This is a genomic window from Calditrichia bacterium (assembly GCA_020634975.1).
Lineage (GTDB): Bacteria > Calditrichota > Calditrichia > RBG-13-44-9 > J075 > JACKAQ01.
Window position 1 is genome coordinate 1,922,779 of record JACKAQ010000001.1, and the last position, 21,508, is coordinate 1,944,286.

The following is a 21,508-nucleotide window of genomic DNA, read 5'->3' on the forward strand; positions in this document are numbered from 1 at the left end:
TGTTTTATTGAGAAAAATCAGCCTTGAGTTTCTATTCGTTCAATGGCTCTGTAACCATTACAGATTGATCGATACCCGCACAACCCGCACCGTATCGTCGCGCTGGAAAATTGACCGGCTGAGCGCGGTGTCGATTTCCATTCCGTCCATTTCGATTGCGGAACCGTCTTTCATGGTCACAAATACGGTGTTTTCTTTCGCCAAAATGAAAACCACCGGAACCTGGCAAATGGTAAATGCCAACATACCCTGGTTTAGTGTCAGCGATTGTTTTTTGTTATTCACATCGTAATAATCAAATATTTTTGAAGCTTTCAGGAATTCGCCCTTTTTCAGCAGCGCCGGGATAAATGTTATTTTGCTATCCCGCACCACAACGCCAAACTCTCCGAATCGCGACAAAATATCCTCTTTCACCTGTCCGGTCATTCCCGGCTGTTGGGCGCCGCTGTTTTCCGGGGTGTGGGAATAGGCATCCGTGGTAAATGCGCCGTAAAGTTCAGGATTTTTATGAATGCCGATACCTTCCCGAATGTCGTAATAATGGCTGCGCAATTTTTCCAGAACTGAGGGATGCGCCTTCGCTTCAACCGCACGGTAAAAGGTATCCTGCACAGCCAACAGCAGCTTGGAAACCATGTGCCAGTAAATGCTGCCCAATCCTTCGTATTTGTAAAACGTGCCGGATCGTCCGGTGAAAGACTGGTGGTCAAAAATCGTTTCGTAAATATTCAGGATGCTGTCGATTTCCGCAGTGGTTATTTCCGGCGACGTTTTTTGCAGTGCAACCAGAGCTTCTTTCAACAAACGCGCGTTGCGAAACTGACTGGCAAAATGCCAGTTTCCGGCGTCATCAGTTGTGAAAATGTTACGGCTGCCGGTTAGGTAAGATTTTTCCGCCAGTCCCGCATTTTTGATCAAATCGGGCGGGATGACATTTTTTTCGGTGAATCGCGGCAACCGCCGGTTGGGATACAACAGATAACTTGCCTGATCAGCCCTGTACAGCGCGCTATTCCGGAGCGAATGGAGCAAACTGATGGACGCCGCAATGGATAAATATCCTGAGCTGAGCACCGCAACCTGCCCTTCCAGCATTTCGTACAGCCGCCGGATGGAAATGGCATTTTTGTTTTTCAGATCGATCAAATTGTAGGCATGAAACAGGTCGTCGTTGCGCTGGTTGCTCTCGATGGAGTGATCGATATATTGTTTTCCCAATTTCAGGAAACTGATCACATCGCCGGTTTGGAGCATTTGGCGCTCGCCGCTGAAGCCGTTTTTGTAAAAATTCAACCGGTAATCGCTGCCGGCCTGACCCACGCAATCCAAAAACGCTTTGCGTTGTTCATCCGAAATTTCGCCGTTCAGCAGGTGTTTAAAATCCGCAAAACCATTGTGAATCCGGCTGAAAAATGCAAATACTTCCGATGAAATCTCGTGGCTTCCGGTTGCGGCGTTTTCAAAAAAGGTAATCGCAAAATCAAAAAAGCGGCGCATGTAATACAGCGTAACCATCGATGTGCCGTAACCGACCAGCGCGTTATTGGCATCGTTCCATTCCGGGCGTTGGGTGTTCATCCAAATGCCGGCACCGGGAATAAAATTGGCGCATTTCACCAACACCGGAACGAGCAATTTTTCCATCAAATTGACGCGGTAAATTTCCCCGTTTTCGAGAAAAACGTATTTGCCGTCGGTGCCGATGGCGGTCACCCGCTCATCAATGCTCTTGTTCAGATCAAAGTCAAAATCGATGGTTTCGTGCGGATTTTGCAGAATTTCTTCGTATGATTTGATTTTATACGGCACATTGGCGTAGGTGAAAACCGGCTTGTCCAGCAATGCTTGCAGCGTGCCGGGATGATATTTGTGTGACAGTTCGAGCAGTTTCAACAAATAAATAATCTGGTGATCGCCCCAATATCCGATATGCGACCACGCATCGTCCGGGTCGATCACTTCCCAGTCAAATCCGTCCCGCACCACACGATAGGGATTGTAGCCATCCGCCGTGGTTGCGCTCAAAAAACGGGCGATCATCCGCTCGATATACTCCGGATATGAAAGCGCAAGCGCTTCCCAATTTTGGAAAATATCCCGCCAGTTGCCCTGATAATCGAGCTTTTTGTTTCCCGCGTCATCTTTAAATTCGATCGAAAATTGATTCCACGGACGGCTCGGATCGCCATGCCGGCGACCAAATTTTAGCGGCAAATACTGGACGCAAACGCTTTCCAGATCCGGATCGGCGGTTGATAAAAAATGGTTAAAATCGGTGATATTCAATTGTTCGGGCAATTGCGCAATAGCGGATGCATGCTTTTTGGCAACGTTGCGATTGGCGGTTTCGATGAACGTGCGAAGATCATTTTTTTCGATGATGTAGCCGTTATCAAAAATGCCGCCCCGCATGATATTATATAATGTATTCGAAAAATGGCGAAAGATGTTCAGATCATCCGATGCGGTTTGGCAGCCGTCCGCCTGAGCGATTTTTGCGATTAGCTGCTCGCTGTCGGTTAAAATTGCGGCTTCGATGCGCTGTTCAATATTCTTTTCGGTGCGTAAAAAGCGGCTGAGATTTTCGACATCGCGATGGGTTTTGTTCAAATCCGCAACGATGTACCACGTGTTTTCCGCACCGGCGGCCAGCGTCATTTCGGATTGCAAAAAATAGGCGCCGCGCGCTGCGCGAATATCCGTTTCCTGCTGAACGGGCAATCCGCTGCGGAAGGCATCCAACTGCCGTGCAGATAATAAAATTCTGGCGTTTTCCATTCCGGCGGACCAAACCGTATTCGCCTTTAGCGATTCGCTGGGTTCGGCTTTATCGGTGGGGACAGAACTGAGGGTATACAGCGCCAACGCGGTATCTTTCAACAGCTCATTTTTTTTGTAGCCGTCCAGCAGCGTGCTGTATTCCAATTGAAATTTGCGCTCCACTTCGGCAGGCAAAATATTTTGAACGCCATCCAAAATGCTGATATTCACTGATTTTCGACGCAAATTTGCGATTTGCGATTTGCGAACAAACCCGAATGCATCGCAATTGAGCCAGGCGTAGCGGAAGCGAATCTGCAAATCGAGATTGATTTCTTCGAAAACCAGTTTGTTGCCAACAATGTTTTTGTAGATGTTTCGTTCGCAATCGTAAATCCCGTTGTATCGCAAAGAAAACGGTTCCCACAGGAACGATTTGCTGTCTTTTTCGACCAAAACAATGGTTTTGCTGCCGGTAATTTCTGCGGAATCGTGAATGCGATCGTCCGTGTAATACGGGAACAGCGCGTTATCCGGGTTGCGGCGGCCGGCCGTTAATGCGCCGTTGCTGGAGATGAACATCCACAAATCCGAATCGCTGACGATGTTCGCAAACAACGGCGGCATCTGGTCAACGTTGGAAATTTTGTAATATTTTTCCTCGCCGAGTGATACAATTTCACCCTGCACAGATTTAGGTGTGTTTTGGAGGGGAGTAATCCCAATATGGATAGATTTTGTTTTCATCTATTCTGTCGCGTTAATAGGTGATCACGATGTTTATGTACTTTTCATTTGCACGAACCGGGATAATTCATTCAGTATGAAAACATACCAAACGAAAACAACACAGGCTCGATTGATAGTAACAAAAAGCAGGATTATTGTAACATTTGTAGAATTTTTGGGCAAGATAGCATCAAAACGCGCAATGAGCGCTTATTGCGGAGGGGTAAAACGCCTATTCTTTTCCCGAAACAAACTCGGAAGGCGATTTTTGGTATTGCTTGCGGAAACATCTGGCAAAATAGGTCAGATCGTTAAACCCGACTTCGTACGCGACTTCGGTTATGGTCATCCGTTTTTCTTTTAACAGCTCGGTTGCTCTTTTTAAACGGATGGTCCGGATAAATTCGTGAACGGTTAAATTGGTTAACCCACGGATTTTCCGGTAGAGCTGCATCCGGCTCATGCCAATTTCCTTACTCAACACTTCGGCGTTAAATTGGCTGTCTGCCATGTGTTGCTCAACAATTTTTAACACGCGCTGGATAAATTTCTCGTCGATATCCTCGATTTCCACATTGGCGGGTTCCAGCATGATCTGCCGGCAATATTTTTCTTTCAGCTTTTTCCGGATTTGCAATAAATTGGTGATCTGAATATCCAGCTCGTCAATATTGAACGGCTTCGACAAATAGGCATCGGCGCCTTTTTGCAGACCCTCAATTTTATATTCGCGCGATTTATACGCGGTCAACAAAATAATCGGGATGTGGCTGGTTTTTTCATCTTCCTTTAGCCGGTTGCACAGCTCGATGCCGCTCGTTTCCGGCATTTTAATATCAGAAATCACCAGATCGGGAATTAAGGTTGTGGCTTCTGTTATGCCTTGATTGCCATTGGCTGCGCAAACAATCCGGTATTTGGACTGGAACGCTTTTTTGATAAAATTGCGGATTTCATCATCATCTTCCACAACCAAAATAATCGGCATGCTTTTTTCGGGCTGGCTGTCCGGCGCGTTGGCGGCAACATCATCCGCGGCATTATCGATCTCGGCGAAATCCCAATTGACCAATTGTTTTCCGCTGTCGGCGCTAAATTCGCCCACCAATTGTTTGGCTTCCAGAAAATGTTCATCCACCGGAATTTGGACTGAAAACGTTGACCCGTTTCCCTCCGAGCTTTTTACAAATATTTTTCCCTGATACAAATTGACCAATTCATTCGCAAACGCCAACCCGATGCCGCTTCCCGGATAATATTGTCCGTTTTCCCGTTCAATTTGATAATACCGTTTGAAAATATCCTCAATTTTATCCGCCGGAATGCCAATGCCGTTATCGGTTACGACAATTTCAACGTATTGGCTCGGTAAATCTTCCTCGGTTTGGGTATTTTGCTGTGCGTCGGGATGAATAATCGATACGCGAACACCCACCTCGCCGCCGGCGGGCGTAAATTTGAAGGCGTTGGACAATACATTATATATAATTTTATCCAGTTTATCCGCATCGAACCAGGCTGTAAATCGCTCCGGCGCTGCGTTAAATTGATACTGAATCCGGTGATCGACAGCGTATTCCTGAAACGACCGGGCAATTTCGCGGATAAACAACACAATATCTCCACGGGAAAGCTGGAGTTGCATATCGTTGTGCTGTATTTTTTGAAAATTTTTCAACTGATTGATCATCCGTTGCAGCCGCTGCGCATTGCGATGAATCAGTTTTAAGCTTTCCTGAGCCGGTTCATTTTTATCAATCGTGGAAATCAATTTTTCCAGCGGCGTTAAAATGAGCGTTAACGGCGAATGAAATTCATGGGAAATATTGCTGAAAAACTGGGTTTTCAACCGGTCCAGCTCATACATTTTTTCCAATTCCAGATGCTCAATTTTTAACGCATTTCTCAATCGCTGCCGGCTCACAAAGTAGTTGATCACAAAAGCAATTGCCGTAACCGCAACAATAAACTGGATCAAAAACGCCCACCAGGTTTTCCAGAATGGCGGGTTAATGGTGATGTTTATCGCCGTGCCGTCCGTATTCCAAAGCCCGTCGTTGTTCGATGCTTTTACCCGGAAAGTGTAGCTTCCCGGATCAAGATTGGTGTAGGTTGCGGTTCGCTCCGGTCCGACATAATTCCAATCGGTTTCGAAACCTTCCATCATGTAGGCGTATCGATTTTTTTCCGGGGAAACATAATTTAAGGTGACATAGTTGATCGAAAAAACCGATTGCCAGTGCGCCAGGGTAATTTCGTCTATTTCGCTGATATGTTTTGGGAGCAGGTTGTCGCTTTCCCCAATTGCAACCGAGGTGTTGAATATTTTAAAATCTGTCAAAAAAACCGGCGGGATTGTGGCGTTCTTTTTGAGCTGACCGGGTTGAAAAATATTGAATCCGTTGTTGCCGCCAAACAGAATGTTGCCGGCACGCGTTTTCCACCCGCTGCGGGCATTGAACTCATTGCCTTGCAGGCCATCGGAAACATCGTAATTTTTGAAGGTTTCCGTTTTCCGGTTAAATTGCGAAATACCTTTATTTGTGCTCAGCCACAAGCTTCCGTCGTTATCTTCGACAATGCATTTGATCTCGTTATCCGGCAAACCGTTATCGATCGTGTAATGAATAAACCGGTTGGTTTTCCGGTCCAGTTTGTTCAATCCGCCGGTGGTGCCGATCCAAATTTCGGAATCGCCGGTTTGGATGATGGAGTGAACAAAGCCTTTGCTCAAACTATTGGTATCGCCGATATCGTGTTTAAAATGATGAAATTGATTGGTTTGAGTATCAAAAAAATCCAGCCCGCTGTCTGTGCCGATCCATATATTTTTGTCCGGATCCTGATAAACAACCCGGGTGTAATCGTCGCTGAGCCCGCTGTTTTTAGAATTGTAAACGACCGCCGTTTGGTTTTCGGTATTAAAATATGTCAATCCGCCGTAGAAAGTCGCAAGCCACAGACCGGAATTGTTATCTTCAAAAATATCCAGCACCCGATTGCTGCCCAAACCATGATTTTTCATGGTATAGCGGATAAATCTTTGGGTAGCCGGGTTAAATTGGTATAACCCGTTTGTCCATGAACCAACCCATAACCGCCCTCGGCGATCCGCCAGCAGGCTAACAATCACATCGGTATCGATATTGGTGTTGCCAGTATTGTAATGACTAAAAGTGTCGTTTTTCCGGTCGAATAAATTTAACCCGCCGCCATCGGTTGCGATCCACAACTGCTCATTTTCATCCTCGAAAAAAGCGTTTACCATATTATGGCTGAGTGAATTCGGGTTCCCGGCCTGATAGCTGTAATGATGGATAAAGGATTTATTGCCACTCAACAAATTGATGCCGTAGGCATAAGTACCAATCCAGATATTGCCTGCCCGGTCTTTGTAAATCTGCCAGATCGAGTTGTGGTTCAGGCTGGATTGATCGAGCGGATCATGGCGAATGTAATCAAATTGATTGGTTGCAGTGTTCAGGATATTGATGCCGTCATCTTCTGTGCCAATCCAGAGCTTGCTATCATCTTCTATCATCAGGCATAGCACAATATTGCTGCTGATGCTGTTTCCGCCGGGTGCATCTGTTGTGTAATGGGCAAGCTGGCGCAGTTGACCGTTTTCGAAGGTTACCCGGTAAACGCCATCGCCCTGGGTGCCAATCCAGATATTTTTATCCGCAGATTCAACAATTGCCGTAATGTGAACATCGGTTATCTTCTCCCGGATAACGGAAAATGCGTCGGAACCGTTCCCTGCCGCACTCAAAATATCGATGCTGCCATCCATGTGAGCGATCCATAAATTCCCGTCGCTGTCCTCAAACAGCTCCTCAATTCTGTCGCTGCTGATGCTTCCCGGATTATTTTTATCATAAAAATGATGGATAAATGACTCATTTTCCGGATCGAATAAATCGAGTCCGCCATTTCTGGTGCCGATCCACAACCGCCCACGGGAGTCTTCCAAAATGGTTTCGATCTGGTTATCCGCAATACTGCCGGGGTCGTTAGCTTCATTTTTGTAAGATTTATAACGATTTGTTTCGTAGTCGTACTGGTTTAAACCATCGCTGGTTCCCACCCACAAATAGCCGTTTTTATCCTGAAATAGTGAGGAAATATAGTTGTGGCTTATGCTCGTTGTATCTTTGAATTGGTAGTTAAAAATCTCAAATTCGTAACCGTTGTATTTATTTAGCCCGTTAAAAGTGCCAAACCACAAAAACCCTTTATCATCCTGCAGGATGCTGGTTATGTTGGATTGCGACAATCCGTGATCCGTTGTTAAATGAGAAAACCGGAATTTCTGGTGTTGCGAATATCCGGGCAAACAACAAAGGATGAGCAGCTTAACCGTTAACAGCAAAATAGTTGTTTTCATGGACTTCATAGCATTTCAACCGATAGAACGTATCATCTTTGGAAATAAATTGATTCCGCAAACCACAAGAATTTATATCACGCTGTTCGAAATTTAGGCACATACGGAGAGAAAAGAAACGAGTATCATTTTATGACATAAAAGTTCAACTAGCATTTTTTGCCACAAAGCCAAAAACAGCAACTTGATTTGATTATTAAATATTTTGAAATTTTTGGAAGGGAGTTAGGCTGTGCAACAGGCTTTTAAACAAACTTCATTCAAAACACTTCCGAAAATTCGGGGATTGAATGTTCACTCCGATTACGTTAAAGCGAACACCTGTGTTCTTCAGATTTCGAACACCCGATTTTCAATTTCCATTAATCCAATTAAACGAGTTATCTGTGCGGTCAGGTTTTTTAAATGCGAGCGATATGTGCACAATCGATACGCCTTGGTGAGCAGTTGCATGCAAATATAATACGTCAATCGATCAGCGGAAACAGCAGATGGGTTTGCATCGCAATAGCCGGAAATCAGCGCAGAAATCATTGCTTCAACTTGCCATTTCGGATAGTTTTGCATTTGCACATCTACAATAAAACTGGCCAAATCCCACTCGGCTTCCCCCAAAGATATTTCATCGAAATCAAATAAAAACAGTTGTTTGCCGGAAAAAGCAAGCTGATTGGCATGGAAATCTCCATGCAGGGTGCACAGTTCACTCGCGGCGATCGGTGGGTTCGAACGGAAGCCGTTGATTAACCTGTTGATTGGCAGAGAAAACGCCGGAAAAGAACGGGCAATTTTTTCTGCTTTTTTGGCAACTTCCGGCAAATCCAGTTTTGTTTCGATACGCAAATCCAGCGGCAGTTTTCGGGTGTGGAATTGCCGCAATGCTTTGCCGATAGCAAACAGAATGTCCGGTTGCACACCGGATTTCAACATTTCCGGCAGTGGTGTCGCGTTTATATTTTCCATCCACAACGTATGGGTTTTGGGGCAATAATGAATCGGTTTTGGTGTTGCGAAATCGTCCGGATGTCGTAGAGATTCTCGTGCAACCAATAAATTGCGGTATGTCTGCTGTCCGCCGCTATCTCGAAAAATTTTGCCGTAAATCGCAACCGGCTGATGTTCGCCGTGCAAAGTGCTGTGCAACATGTATTTGGCGGTGCAGCGATGCTCCGGGTAATAATGGGCAATCCGGATGTCAATTTTTTTGATCAACTCCGGTGCGGCAACCGCAGGCGGCAACCCGGGAAATGGCAAATGACGCATCACCGTTTCGGGATCGAGCAGTTCGGCTAATTGTGGCAGTTTCGGATCGCACGGAAAGCGATACACAATAGCGTCCATTTCCGGCAGCAAATACACATCGCCCGTTGTTTGGTGTTGCTGAAATTCGATCTCGCTGCGACCGTCGCAAAAAGCACGCAACAGCAGTATTTCAGATCGTGTTTCACTACCCGCCAAATCATTGAATTTCACCTCATAACAGACATTTAAAAAGGAGCGATGGGCTTTTTTGAATATTTTTAGCCGCGTTCGCAAAATACGGCAATCAACCATTCGATAGCGGTTCTGTGCGAAAAGCGGCAACTGCTGTAATATTCCTGCTGCCATTGTTCTGTCGCAAAAACGATCAAAATTTGAGTTCATCATATCTCGAACGGGTTTGGAGATTGTTTTTTTCTAAAAATTGAAATCCATTTTAAATGTTACATGATAGGCTAGTTTGTTGGCGTTTGCGCCGAACGCCGCACCGGAACGATAAATGGCGCCCAAAACTTCCAGTTCCAGCCGTTTCCATTCTTCAATGCCAAAAACGGCGTCCAATTCCCAGCCAAGTTCGCGATCGATCCCATTTGGATCAGCTTTTATTTTGCCGGCCAGTTCCTCAGATGCAACCACCTGAACATACCGGTGATACAGAAATTCCAGAGAACTGGATTTTAGCATCGGAAATCCGGCAGAAAACGAAAAAATGGAAATATTGGATAGCTCCGGGCGAAACAACTCGCCGTAATATCGGAAGCGATCCACGCCGTTGTAGCGATTGTTGTTGTCGTGCAATCCGGTTTGGCGAAAATTTCTGTCCCATTTGTCGGTGGGATTGTCATCGCCGGAGCCGATAGCGTAACTTGCAGTAAATGTTGGGCTTAACGGTAGCGGTGTTTGCCAACTCATTCCCAAATCCATTGCCCAACCGACAGCATTTGCGGTGCCGCGTTCCGCTACAACCAGTTGCTCTTCGTCTTCAATTTCAACATCGTCAAATTCGTAATTGCGCACTTGCCCACCCATTCCGGCAATGTCCACCCAATACTCCGCATCTCCAACTATTTCGAAATCCAGATCCCCTGAAAAACGGGCACCCAGCCAGCCCATCGATGCGTCGATATCGTCCTCGCGACCCGCCGCAATAATATTGCCGATAAACGGGCGATCCGAATAGTCGTGCTGTGCGAGAAAAAACAGATCAAATTGGTGATTGCGGGTAAACTGCAGTCCCATCCGGCTGATCACGCGGGTGATTTTCTCTTTATCCGGTTCTATCTTTCGTTGATTAAAAGCCAGCGGTGCAATTTCCCGCGCCAATCCCATTTCCAGATAAAATTTGCGGGTGGCGATATAAAAACGAATAGCATCCAAATCGCGGTCCCACCACCACTCACGATCTTCCCTAAAATTTTGCCGCCCGATTTGCACGCTCAACGGTGTTCCGGCGATGTTTCCCCACAACAACCAGCTTTCCCCGCGCTCTACTTCGCTGGTAACGCTGCTTTCGCCGCCTTCTTCGTAAAGCAACCACTCGCGGTTGGTTTTCGTTTCCAAAAATAACGATGCGTTGCGCGAGAACCGGTAAAACATTTCCAGTTCGATCGCGTTTTCCATGTCCAGTTTGTCATCTTGCTCTGCCCGATTCAGCTTGAAATCGCCATCGAAACCGGATTTGGAGCCAATTTCCCCGCCGATGACCAACGGCTTGCCGAATAGTGGAACCGTAAACTGTTGTTCCGGACGTTTATCATCCGGATGACGAATCAGCGATGTGCCGCGATAATACACCGCCATCGGAATAGTGATGGGCATTCCCATAATAACCAATTGCAAATCACCGTTTTTCAGCGATTGCGATTGGCTCACTTCGCCGATTATCTCGATAGCTGCGCCTTCGCTCGATTCCTTCTCAATGGATGTTGCGAACAACTCGCCGGCATTTTCGAAAATCCCTCTCACTGAAATGGATTTTCCCGGCTGCAAATCTTCCGGTTGTAAATCCTGAAAATGCGTTTCTTTTGACAAGACTATCGCCGCCGGTCCGATAAATAATTTCCGATCCCGAAATGCCACATCGGAAATGCATCCATTGATGGTGATTTTATTTGGCTCTTTGTCATTATCGCGAAATTGAATGCGATTAGCGACAAGCTGACCCCCATTGTGAATTACAGTCACTTTCAGCCTTTCACCGAGCAATTCCTGTCCAAATATCGCAGAAAAACTTGCCAGAATGATGAGGATAGCAGTGTTCAAAAAATATGTTGATTGTTGTTTCATGATGTTTCTACCTGTTTTACAGCGAACGGCTGTTCGCCCGGCTGTTTCTGTTTGGAGATCACAAAGCGAAATTGTTTTGAACATGTAACTTTTCGAATTTGATTTGCACCAACTCGCGCATCGGGTAAAATTTGGCGTAGCTGTGCGCCGCCAACAGGTGCAGCAATTCGTCCAGTTCCTGCAAGTTGGCGTCATCCATTTCTGCGTGATGGAACATTAGCCCCAGCATCTTTCCTTTGCGAATGCCTGCGGCAAGATACTCGCCAAATTCCTCGCGGGTGAGTGCAACACCTTTGCGTTTCCGCAACCAGTCGATGCGAATGGGCAACTCGATCAATCCGGGCTGATGCAGAGGTTCGGCGGTTTCATCTCGGGAAAGCGCTTCGAAGTTTAATAATTGCAATACCTTAGCGGTATCCGATGTGCAGCGGTTCCACGGCGGTGTAAAAATAGCATCCAGTGCGTTTCTGCCAAAAATATCTTCCAGAAGCGCTTTGCCTCGGCTGATATCTTCAAATTGGGCATCCAGACTTCTGTCGCTACCAAACTCGCAATTGCGACCTTCGCTTTGGTAATTTTGGTGCAAATAGCCATGCTGATGCAGCCCGATCCGTTGCGGAGCAGTTGCTTTCGCAGCTTTCAAAAAATTGATGGTTGAGGCATCCAACGCTGTGGGAATGACTGCCAGATCGATCGGTAAATGGTAACGATCAAACAGTTTTAGCAGCGCCTGCAACCGGTCTGTGCGCCATCCGGCGTCGTCATCGCGGAAGAAGAATTTTACCGGCAGCGGGGCGCGGTTCATCGCATCCAGCACCGGCTTCAGCCATTCGCTGTATGTTTGTTTTTTGGCAGCAGCCCGGGTTTGTTTTGCATCGCGCTCACCAATCAATTGGGCGAGAATTTCACCGGTTTTTTCCGCACCGTTCAAATTTAGCGGTGTGCTATCCGGCCGGAAATTCAACAAGTTTTTCACTGCGTCAAACAACGATTCGGGTGTCAAATTCTGCGGAATCAGGTATTGCAATTGCCCCAGTTTCGCCAACCGTTGGGCGCGAATCAACTGCTCATCTTCTTCACCTTCGGAAAAGGGAATCACCAGCGAGGGCACTTTGGATTGCAGCAAATCCATGGTGGTGTTGTAACCGCATTGGCTGATCGACGCGCGCGCGGCGCACAATTCTTTGTGGAGATTCGGCACAAATTTGATGACTTCCAGATTGGCGATTTCAGCAGATTGTTTTTTCAACGCCACAAATTCGTCATCCGGCAAAAAAGGTCCGGTGATAATTTTTACTTTCAATCCAAAATGTTCACCCAACGCCGGTGCGATGGTTGCAGCGTTACGGAAAATATCGTACCCGAATCGCCCGCCACCGGCCGAAACCACCAATGTTTTAGATATTTTAATTTCAGAAAAATCAACCGGTTGGATCTCCTGTTTCGGGAGCACAAATCCGGTGTAAAATACCGGTGTTTTCAGCGGAATTTGCGGTTGAAATGTTTCTTCGAGCTGGGCAAAATCGGGATCGGCGTGGCTGAGCACCGCATCAAAATAGCGATTGGCCAGCAACGCAGCGCGATTTTCGTGCTGTTCCTGATCTTTGCGATTGCCAACCAGAATATCGCGCAGGCTGCAGGCGGTAATCGGCGCATTTTTGCCGAGTGCGTTGGCTGCTTCCAGCAACGGCAGCAACTCGTTGACAAATTTTTTCCGCCCAAAAGGGAACAGCTCGATAAACAACACATCCGGGTGAATTTCGTTGAAAATTTTCATAATTTGGTGCAGCCGGATTTCCTGTGCCTGTTCCAGTGTAATTTCCGTGTCAATGCTGTAAAGGCTGTGATCGATCAGTTGACCAATTGGCGGCAGGTGGATCACATCCAATTCCGATGGAAAGGTCATGCCTTCCGGCAGTTCGCCGCCGTTGAGCAACACCACGCGAAAGCGCTTTGCCAATGTTTTGGCAAGGGTTAGCGAGCGCACCAGATGTCCCATCCCCATGGAATGCTGGCAGTGAAATAATACGGTTTTTCGTGTGTCCATCATGTTCTCTCTCTATTTTTTAAGTTGCTGTTTTTGCTTGGCTTCAAGCCGTTTGCTGCATGGGAATCAGGCGTCCGTTCTGGAGGTGCAGCACTTCGTCTGCAATCGTGCAAAGTGCGGGATTGTGCGTGATAATCATGCAGGTGCGACCAGTGCGAATGCGTTGTAATGCGTTCATAATTACGGTTGCGGATTGCGCATCGACGTTGGCGAGCGGCTCATCCAGCACCAAAATGGGGCGATCCAGTAAAAATGCCCGCGCCAATGCCAGCCGTTTTTGCTGCCCGCCGGAGATGTTCAATCCTTCTTCGGCAAGCAGCGTGTCCAGCTTTTTGGGCAAACGATCGACAAATTCGGCGAGATCGACAAACGCGAGCGCTTCGCAAATGGCGGCATCGCTGATGTTGGCGTTATCGCCGCAGAGCACCTCGCGAATGGTGCCGGAGAACAGATATGCCTGCTGCAATGTGACGGATATATTTTCCCGCAACGAATTCGCAGAAATTTGCGATAGCAACACGCCGTCAATGGCAATTTCGCCGGCGGTGGGTTCGAACAGACGCAGCAGCAACGATAGCGTGGTGCTTTTTCCCGCGCCGCTTTGCCCCATTATTACCGTAAGTTTGTCCGGTTGCAGCCGGAAATTGACGCCTTTCAACACAAAATCGCGCTGTTTCTGTTCCGGATAGGCAAACCAGACGTTGCGGAATTCGATATCGCCGCGCATTTTGGCGATCTCTCGGGCGTTGACAGCTTCCAGATCCGCAGGTTTTTCATCAAATAATTTGGCGATCTGCTCACCGCCCGCCATGCCTCGGGTTGCAGAGTCAGTCAGGTCGTTCACTTTGTCCGCCGGTTTGGTGAGCTTGTTCAAATAGGCGATGAACACCGTTAATTCGCCGATTGTCAACTGCCCGTTGAGCACCATCAGCGCACCGCCGCCGATCAACACTGTCGCTGCAATGCCTTTGGCGAGCTTCAGCGTGCGCTCCATTTCGGCAATTACGCGAATGGAATTCACGCCGGCAGTGAGGCTTTTTTCGTTAATTTTCCGGAAATCGCGACGGGTTTTTTGCTCAAAACCCAACGCCTGAATTAATGGCAAATTGCGGATAATTTCCTGCGCAAGCCCTGCAATACTGCCTTCGTGGCGGCGTTTTTCGCGGGAGGTTTTGCGGAGTTTTGAACCGTATCTGCGAACCAGCAGAAACAGACCGCCAAACATGATCACACCTAAAAATCCCAGCGTTGGCTGAACAGCAAACATTACCGCGAGTGTAAAAAAAGTGGTCGCGCCATGTTCGAACATCTGCGGCATTGTTTTGGTGAGTAAACGGGTGAAAATGCTGACATCGCCAACCATGCGCAGCACCAGTTCTCCGCTGCGATATTTCATTCGGGTGGTGCCTGGCAGCGATTGAATGTGCGCCAAAACGCGATCGCGAATGCTCAGGTTGAGCTGTTCGCGCACCCGGGCAATAATCACTTTGTTGGTGGTGTTCAACATCGCTTCCACGACGTTCAGCAGAAAATATCCGGCAGCGATTACCATTACCCAAACAGCGGCAGATAGCGTTACACCCAGCATCGAATTGAACGCGGCAACATCGTTTTTCTCTAAAAAATGATCGATGATCAATTTAAGCGGCCAGGGCGTTAATACGCCTGCACCAACGGCCAGCAAACTCAGTAAATAGTAAATTGCCAAACCGCTTTTTTGCGCGGAAATTTCTGTCCGAAAAATGCGAAACAGTTTTTTTAATAGCTGAATTTCGTTGGTCGACTGAGAATGATTCTTCACTTTTTAATACCTTTTGAATTGTAAACTATGCCATATAGTCGTTTAAAAAAGGTTTCCCCTCCCATAACTGAGAGGAGAAACCGGGGAAGGATGAGAGAGATTTGAAGATGCCGGGCGCATCTGTTGCGCTGGCGATATCAATTGCCAGAATAACCAGATATTCCGGCAGGTTATTTATGGTCGATTTTTGGCGGGTGATGGCTCTGAAAACACGTTCGGTCAACAACGCCGCCGCGATGTGCCACCGCAATTTCGCCGAATCAATTTGCAGTGAGGACGCCCGCTGATAGGCATTGAGAAACAAACCGATCACTTTGCGCAACTGGGTTGCAGGCAATCGTTTCTGGATGCCCATATTTAGCATTCCGGCGATGAAACTTCCCAGATCCACCACCGGGTCGCCCGATGCAAGGCTATCCAAATCGATCACCGAAACCGTTCCTTCGTTGGTCAGAAAATTTTTCAGATGCAAATCGCCGTGCAGCGTAACTACCGGTGCCTCACTCAAAAACGGCTGCTGATTCAGCAATTGTTTTACCAGCCCTGCAGATTTTTCGGTTTTGGCAAAACCGGTTTTTTCGAGCATTTGTTGAACCGCAACAAGCTTTTCGGCGATGTTTTTGTGATTGATTTCCGGCAAATTTTGCAATTCGCAGCGATGCAGCGCAGCAACCTGTTCGGCGGCTTTCGGGATCATTTTCATAAATGCATCGCTGCCAAAGCCCAGATCCAACAATGTGCCGCCCGGTAATCCGCACTGCCACATCGAGCGCCATTGCGGGTAATACGCCAGCGGTTTTGCAACATTCAACGTTCCGTTTTTTCGCAATGGCGAATCCCAGATCCGGCGCATGTTTTCGATGGTTTTTGCGCCTTCATCGTTGTAATACACTTTGCCGAAAAACGATTCTGTTTGTGGACGATTACCGCCGAGTTGCACATCTACTTTTACCGTGCAAACATGCTCCGGCACAAAATGCACCACTTCGTGCTGCCATTTCTCGATATGCCGATGCTCGCCAATGGCGGAATTCAGCGCATCGGGAATGATAATTTGGCTAAGTATTTCCGGCTGTAACACCTGCTGTAATCCGTGCAGCTTCCGGTCGTTCGGGAATGCGCGGATGACCATTTCCAGCGCCGGAAAATGGAACACGGGTTCGCCGATTTGCGGTTGCACCAGCGGCTGCCGCAACGCCTTTTGGTATCGCGATTGTGATTGTTTTTCCGGATAAACCGTTGCAAAAAACAATTGCTGAAATGTTTTGCCATTGTTTGCATCAACAAATTCCAACTGATAGCTGATCTGGCAATTTTTACCCGGTTTGTATTTCACACGTTCGATGTTACAACCGGTAATTTGCAGGTTGTCTGCCGCACCCATCGCAGCCCAATAATTGCGAAAAACATCGCGCATTTTGCGAACATTTAACACAGTTGCCAGTTGGGGCAGTTTTGAATCTTTCGGTGGCTCAATGTGCTGTTTCATACATGTACCGCCGCAGTTGCCATCCTCAATTTACCTGCTTCGCTGGTGTGTAATTGCCGAATCCAGCCGTAGTTGTCCTGTCGCATAAACAGGTAGCTGCCGCGAAATATGTAATTTCCAAAATGGTATTTTCGGTTTTGTTCATCCGCCGCGAGAAAAAACAGATCACGAACCGTTGAGTTTTGGCTCGTGATGGTAATTTCCAACGCCACCGTACGGTGCGATTCAATACCGGCATCCTCACAGAAAACCGGTAAAGACACAACGGAAACCTGCGGTTTTTCCGATTTGAACGGCAAAATAACGCTGTGATATGCCGTATTTGTGGCATTTACGGAAAATCGTAATACCGGCGCCGGATGTTTAACGCCATAAATCGGTGAAACAAATCCGTTGCCGATGTGCGCGGAAACATCCGGTTGCTGCGGTTGGGCGATCAGCAGATTCGGTGATTCAACAACGGTGCTGTCTGCGGTTTCGCGGATAGTCGTTTTGCAGGTTGCCGTTTCCGACAGATGAAATTGCAAATCGTAGCGATGGGCTGTTTCCGCGCTCAAAAAATCGCTGACAATCCAGTATTCCGGCGCAACAAAAAATATCGCCCGTTCGTGAATGGCATCGTATTCCGCGCTGCGAATGCTGCCCTGCACCAAATCGTAATCCACTCGATTGATGCAACGTGCCAATATGACTTCCGGATGTTCACCGACAATCCAGAATTTTCCCTTTTTTGGGTGAAATTCGTATCGCACCTGGTTTTTGCCATCCACCCGGACGGTGTTGTGATAGCTGGTGCCGCGAAAGCGCGCCCGCCAGTTGATGTCGCCATCTTCGTGATAGGTGTAACGCCCTGGATCGACAATCAACGAACGCCCAAACGCCGCCATTTCAAAACTTAGAAAATCGATGTGTCCGTGATTGCCTTCGCCGAGCGGTCCGCAATCGAACATCAAATAGCGTTCATCGGTAAAGGATTTGCGTTCACCCCAACCACTTCGCAAAACGATGTAACCGCTGTTTTCGAAATGTTTGGCGCGAATATTGGGTGGAACGCCAGCTTCGCCACCAGTGGCAACATATCGATAAGTTTCGTCGCCATACAGCTCGTAGCCGATTGCCAGCAGTTCGCGAAAATCGCCGGTATCGCCATCGCTAAGCGAGGGAATGCGACCGTCCGGCTTGTGACAGTGCAGCGCAAAATCCAGCCCATGACGAATGCGTTCGTCCATTTCCGAAGGCATGGAAACGCGGTTGAGATGCGCCAGTTTACGCACCCGTAAATAATTGCGCAGCACAATGTGGTGATAATCTGTGGAAAGCTCGCACTGCACGCCATCCGGCAGCAAATCTTCGCAGATATTCTTGTGTAATTCCCGCCGGGAAAAATCCAGCCACGCATCCGCATCACGGAATTCCGGAAACACCATAGCAGTCATAAAAATGGCCGTCAGTTCCAGCGTGCGATGGTTGCGTTTTGGGGTGAGGTTTTCGCAAAGATAGCTGGTTTGCCGATACAGCGACGCCAAAAAGTCGAGATAAAACGCCGGTTCCAGCTTTGCCTGCGATTCCGGCGACACAAAAAACCAGTGTGAAAAAATCCAGTTCTGCACGCGCCGGCCGGTCACGTCGCTGGCGATAAATCCCGGCGGGGTTACAGCCATCCAACCGCGCAGCAGCTCAACCCATTTTTGCAGGAAACGCTCATCGCCGGTTTCGCGAAAGGCTTCGCCAAGTCCGGGCGCATAATAAAATTTGTGGAGCAAAATTTGCCACTCGATATCGTCGCTGGGATTTTTCAACCAGTCGAAATCCGTCGGTAAATGGTAGGTTTCTTTGTTGAATTCGAAGCGGTTTTCCAGAATTTCCTCAACCCGGCGACGGCTGGTTTCCACAGCATCAACTACCGGAAAGTAATTGATATTACTGCGGTTACGAAAATAATTATAAACCGCTGCCGCATCGGAAAACCGCGACGAATCCTGAAAAATTTCGTTGATTAATTGTTGTTCTCTCATCCGTTTCACCAATAAGTTTTGCGTGATACTACCGTTTCATTTTCCCCAAAATGAATGCGGCATTCAACTGCTCATGGAAGCGAGAAACACCTCTTTGAGCATTTCTGTTGTTACGTCGCTATCAAACATCCGCAAAATTTTGCGGCGTCCGGCATTCCCGATTTCCTGCCGCAACTTACCGTCGCGGAGCAAATTTTCCAGCGCATCTGCCAATGCTACCGGATCGCGCTGCGGCACCAGCAAACCGTCTTCGCCATTGGTGACTAGCTCCGGGATGCCGGAAATCGGCGTGCTGACAACCGGCATTTCCATTGCCATGGCTTCGGCGAGCACATTCGGGATACCGTCGCGATCGCCGTTTTCCACCACCTGACAGGGCAGCGCAAAAATATCAGCACGTTGATATAAATCGCGAAGTTCAGCCTGCGTTACGGCATCTTTCAACAATACATCTTCTTCCAATTCAAATGATTTCAGCATGTTAGCAATGACAGGTTTTTCCGCATCCGCTTCGCCGACGATATGGCAGCGGAATACCACACCACGATCTTTGAGGGTTTTGCAGGCACTTACGAGATGCTCGAACCCTTTCTTTTTCACGAACCGACCAACCGCGAGAATCAGGGGTTTTTGCCCGTTTTCATTGGAGCGAATCGGTGCAAAATGCCCGATATCCAGCCCGTGGCGAATTGCAAATATTGGCGTTCCAAAACGATTGAGTTTTTGCAGATGAATACGGTTCGCACCGGTGCATGTCACAACAAATTTTGCCCCGTCAATTTTTTTCTGCAACAAATCACCGGGGTTTAATGCCGGCAAATAGATATCCTTCGCGTGTGCAGTAAAGGAGTACGGAATGTCCGTTAACTTGCTGGCCAGCATGGCAACGGTGGTGCTGCCGTGACAAAAATGGGCGTGTAAATGCGTTACGTTTCCGGCTTCCAACAATCCGTTTGCGACAAATCCGGCTTGCAAAAATTCCTTAAAAAACACTTTTTTCGGTTTGCCGGTGGTTTCGGAGCGATAGCGAAAGCACATCCAGACAGCTTTTGTGAGCGTTTTCAAATATCGCAGCGGACGGCGCACCACAACTTTGCGATGCGCAGCGATGTAAGCGGGCATATTTTCCCTGCACCATCGTCCGAAAGGGGTGTTGGTCAGCGAGGTCATTTTGGGTAAAATGTGCATCGGTGCTTTAATTTTTGCCACCACCGGATGGGTTTTAGGCTCGTTTTCTTTTTTAATCACAAACAATTGCAGCTTCATTCCCTGGCGTTCCAGCAAATGAATTTCGTTGGTGATAAATACTTCCGAGAGACGCGGGTAGCCTTTTAAAATGTAGGCAATTTGTCCTTCTGGCAACTGGTTACCTGCTGCCTGAGCCTTGCCGGATGCATTTTTCTGTAAATTTTTTGCGGCGTTAATTCGTTGATTTAATTGAAGTTCGTTAATCATGCTACCAACAACTCCTTTAGTTTTTGAACGTTGTTTTGCAGGCTGAATAATGCCATTGCGCGGCGGCGGGCAGCTTTGCCCATTTGCATGCGGTCGGTTGCATCCACCAGCAACTGTTCGATGGCGGCAGCCAGTTCTTCGCTGTTTTTTTCGGAAACGAGCAAACCGGTTTTGCCGTTTGCCACTGCTTCCGGGATGCCGGAAATTGTGGTGGATACCACCGGCAATTCCATCGCCATTGCCTCGATGATGACGTTGGGAATTCCGTCGCGGTCGCCGCTTTCGGTGATGAAATTGGCGGAAACGAACATCGCGGCGCGCTGGTAAAGCGGCACCAGTTCGCTGTGGGTTAATTGTCCGCGCAGGAAAACGGTATCTCTCAATCCCGCATCGCTAATTTGCGCAGCCAGTTTTTCACGCAGCGGTCCGTCACCAACGATTTCGCAGGAAAAATCCAAACCGTTATTTTTTAAAAATTTACATGCTTCGATGAGATACTCGAACCCTTTTTTCTCGATCAGGCGACCGACGGAAATGAGCATCGGCGGATCCGCTTTTGGCGCATTTCCCGGTTGAAATTTGTCAAAATCGATACCGTGATACAGACAGTGGATCGGCGTGCCATTTTGGGAAACATCCTGCAAATTTCCCACGTTGTGATGGGTGCAAGTGACCACAAATTGCGCGGCATGTATTTTTTGTTGCAACAATTCCTGTGGGTAGCAATAAATATCTTTTGCATGTCCGGTGAAGCTGAAAGGGATATCCAGTAGCTGGCTTGCCCAATGCGCCATCGATGCGGGGTCGTGCGCAAAATGCGCATGCAGGTGAGTTATGCCGGATTCAGCCAATTTATCGCAAAGCCATAGCCAGCGCCAGGTACTTTGCCAGCGGGTATAATCGCGCTCTTTTTTACCGCCAATCCAGATCTGACCGAGCACTCGCAGAAATTTTTTGCGGCGTGACAGTCCCAAATTGAAAGCGGCCAACAATCCTTGCAGGATAACGGAAATGGTGACCCGATTGGGCAGGTAGTGCAGCGGGGCATATAATTTCTGAAAATCGGCGTGCACATTTTTTTGCCCCGGTTTTAATGCGAATATTTCAAATCGCGCACCCTGATATTGCAATTGCAGCAATTCATTCAGGATAAATGTTTCCGAAATTCGCGGGAAACCGCTCACTAAAATCCCGGTGAGCTTGTGTTGTTTTAAATAATTGTTTTTCATGATTTTGCAAGTTGTTTACGGTTTTGTTTTCAATGGGTCTGCACCAG

At 47.7% G+C, this 21,508-nt stretch carries 10 protein-coding genes; all 10 read right to left on the bottom strand.

Annotation, left to right across the window (positions count from 1 at the left end):
- Positions 1–57: 57 nt before the first annotated feature.
- The 10 genes from H6629_07815 to H6629_07860 all read right to left on the bottom strand — a co-directional run bounded on the left by H6629_07815 (position 58) and on the right by H6629_07860 (position 21,461).
- Entirely contained in the window at positions 58–3,510 is a 3,453-nt protein-coding gene (locus tag H6629_07815; GenBank protein ID MCB9067700.1) for a hypothetical protein, read from the bottom strand.
- Positions 3,511–3,724: 214 nt separating this feature from the next.
- Complete coding sequence (locus H6629_07820) at positions 3,725–7,888, bottom strand: response regulator (protein MCB9067701.1); 4,164 nt, start codon at positions 7,886–7,888, stop codon at positions 3,725–3,727.
- Between the two features lie 321 nt (positions 7,889–8,209).
- Positions 8,210–9,487 carry an aminoglycoside phosphotransferase family protein gene (locus H6629_07825; GenBank protein MCB9067702.1) on the bottom strand — a complete coding sequence of 426 codons (1,278 nt, stop codon included), beginning with the start codon at positions 9,485–9,487 and terminating at the stop codon, positions 8,210–8,212.
- Between the two features lie 69 nt (positions 9,488–9,556).
- On the bottom strand, positions 9,557–11,425 hold the full coding sequence (locus H6629_07830; GenBank protein ID MCB9067703.1) for an alginate export family protein: 1,869 nt from the start codon (positions 11,423–11,425) through the stop codon (positions 9,557–9,559).
- A 58-nt stretch (positions 11,426–11,483) separates the two neighbouring features.
- A complete protein-coding gene (locus H6629_07835; GenBank protein MCB9067704.1) occupies positions 11,484–13,472 on the bottom strand; it encodes a DUF2334 domain-containing protein in 1,989 nt (662 codons plus the stop codon).
- 43 nt (positions 13,473–13,515) lie between these two features.
- Positions 13,516–15,273, bottom strand: coding sequence for an ABC transporter ATP-binding protein (locus tag H6629_07840; protein MCB9067705.1), 1,758 nt, complete (start codon positions 15,271–15,273; stop codon positions 13,516–13,518).
- Between the two features lie 25 nt (positions 15,274–15,298).
- Positions 15,299–16,762 carry an aminoglycoside phosphotransferase family protein gene (locus H6629_07845; protein MCB9067706.1) on the bottom strand — a complete coding sequence of 488 codons (1,464 nt, stop codon included), beginning with the start codon at positions 16,760–16,762 and terminating at the stop codon, positions 15,299–15,301.
- Positions 16,759–18,777, bottom strand: a complete 2,019-nt coding sequence (locus H6629_07850) for an alginate lyase family protein (protein MCB9067707.1) — start codon at positions 18,775–18,777, stop codon at positions 16,759–16,761. Before H6629_07850 ends, H6629_07845 begins: the two co-directional genes overlap by 4 nt.
- A 63-nt stretch (positions 18,778–18,840) precedes the next feature.
- Positions 18,841–20,232, bottom strand: a complete 1,392-nt coding sequence (locus H6629_07855; GenBank protein ID MCB9067708.1) for a glycosyltransferase family 4 protein — start codon at positions 20,230–20,232, stop codon at positions 18,841–18,843.
- Complete coding sequence (locus H6629_07860; GenBank protein MCB9067709.1) at positions 20,229–21,461, bottom strand: glycosyltransferase; 1,233 nt, start codon at positions 21,459–21,461, stop codon at positions 20,229–20,231. Before H6629_07860 ends, H6629_07855 begins: the two co-directional genes overlap by 4 nt.
- Positions 21,462–21,508 lie beyond the last annotated feature (47 nt).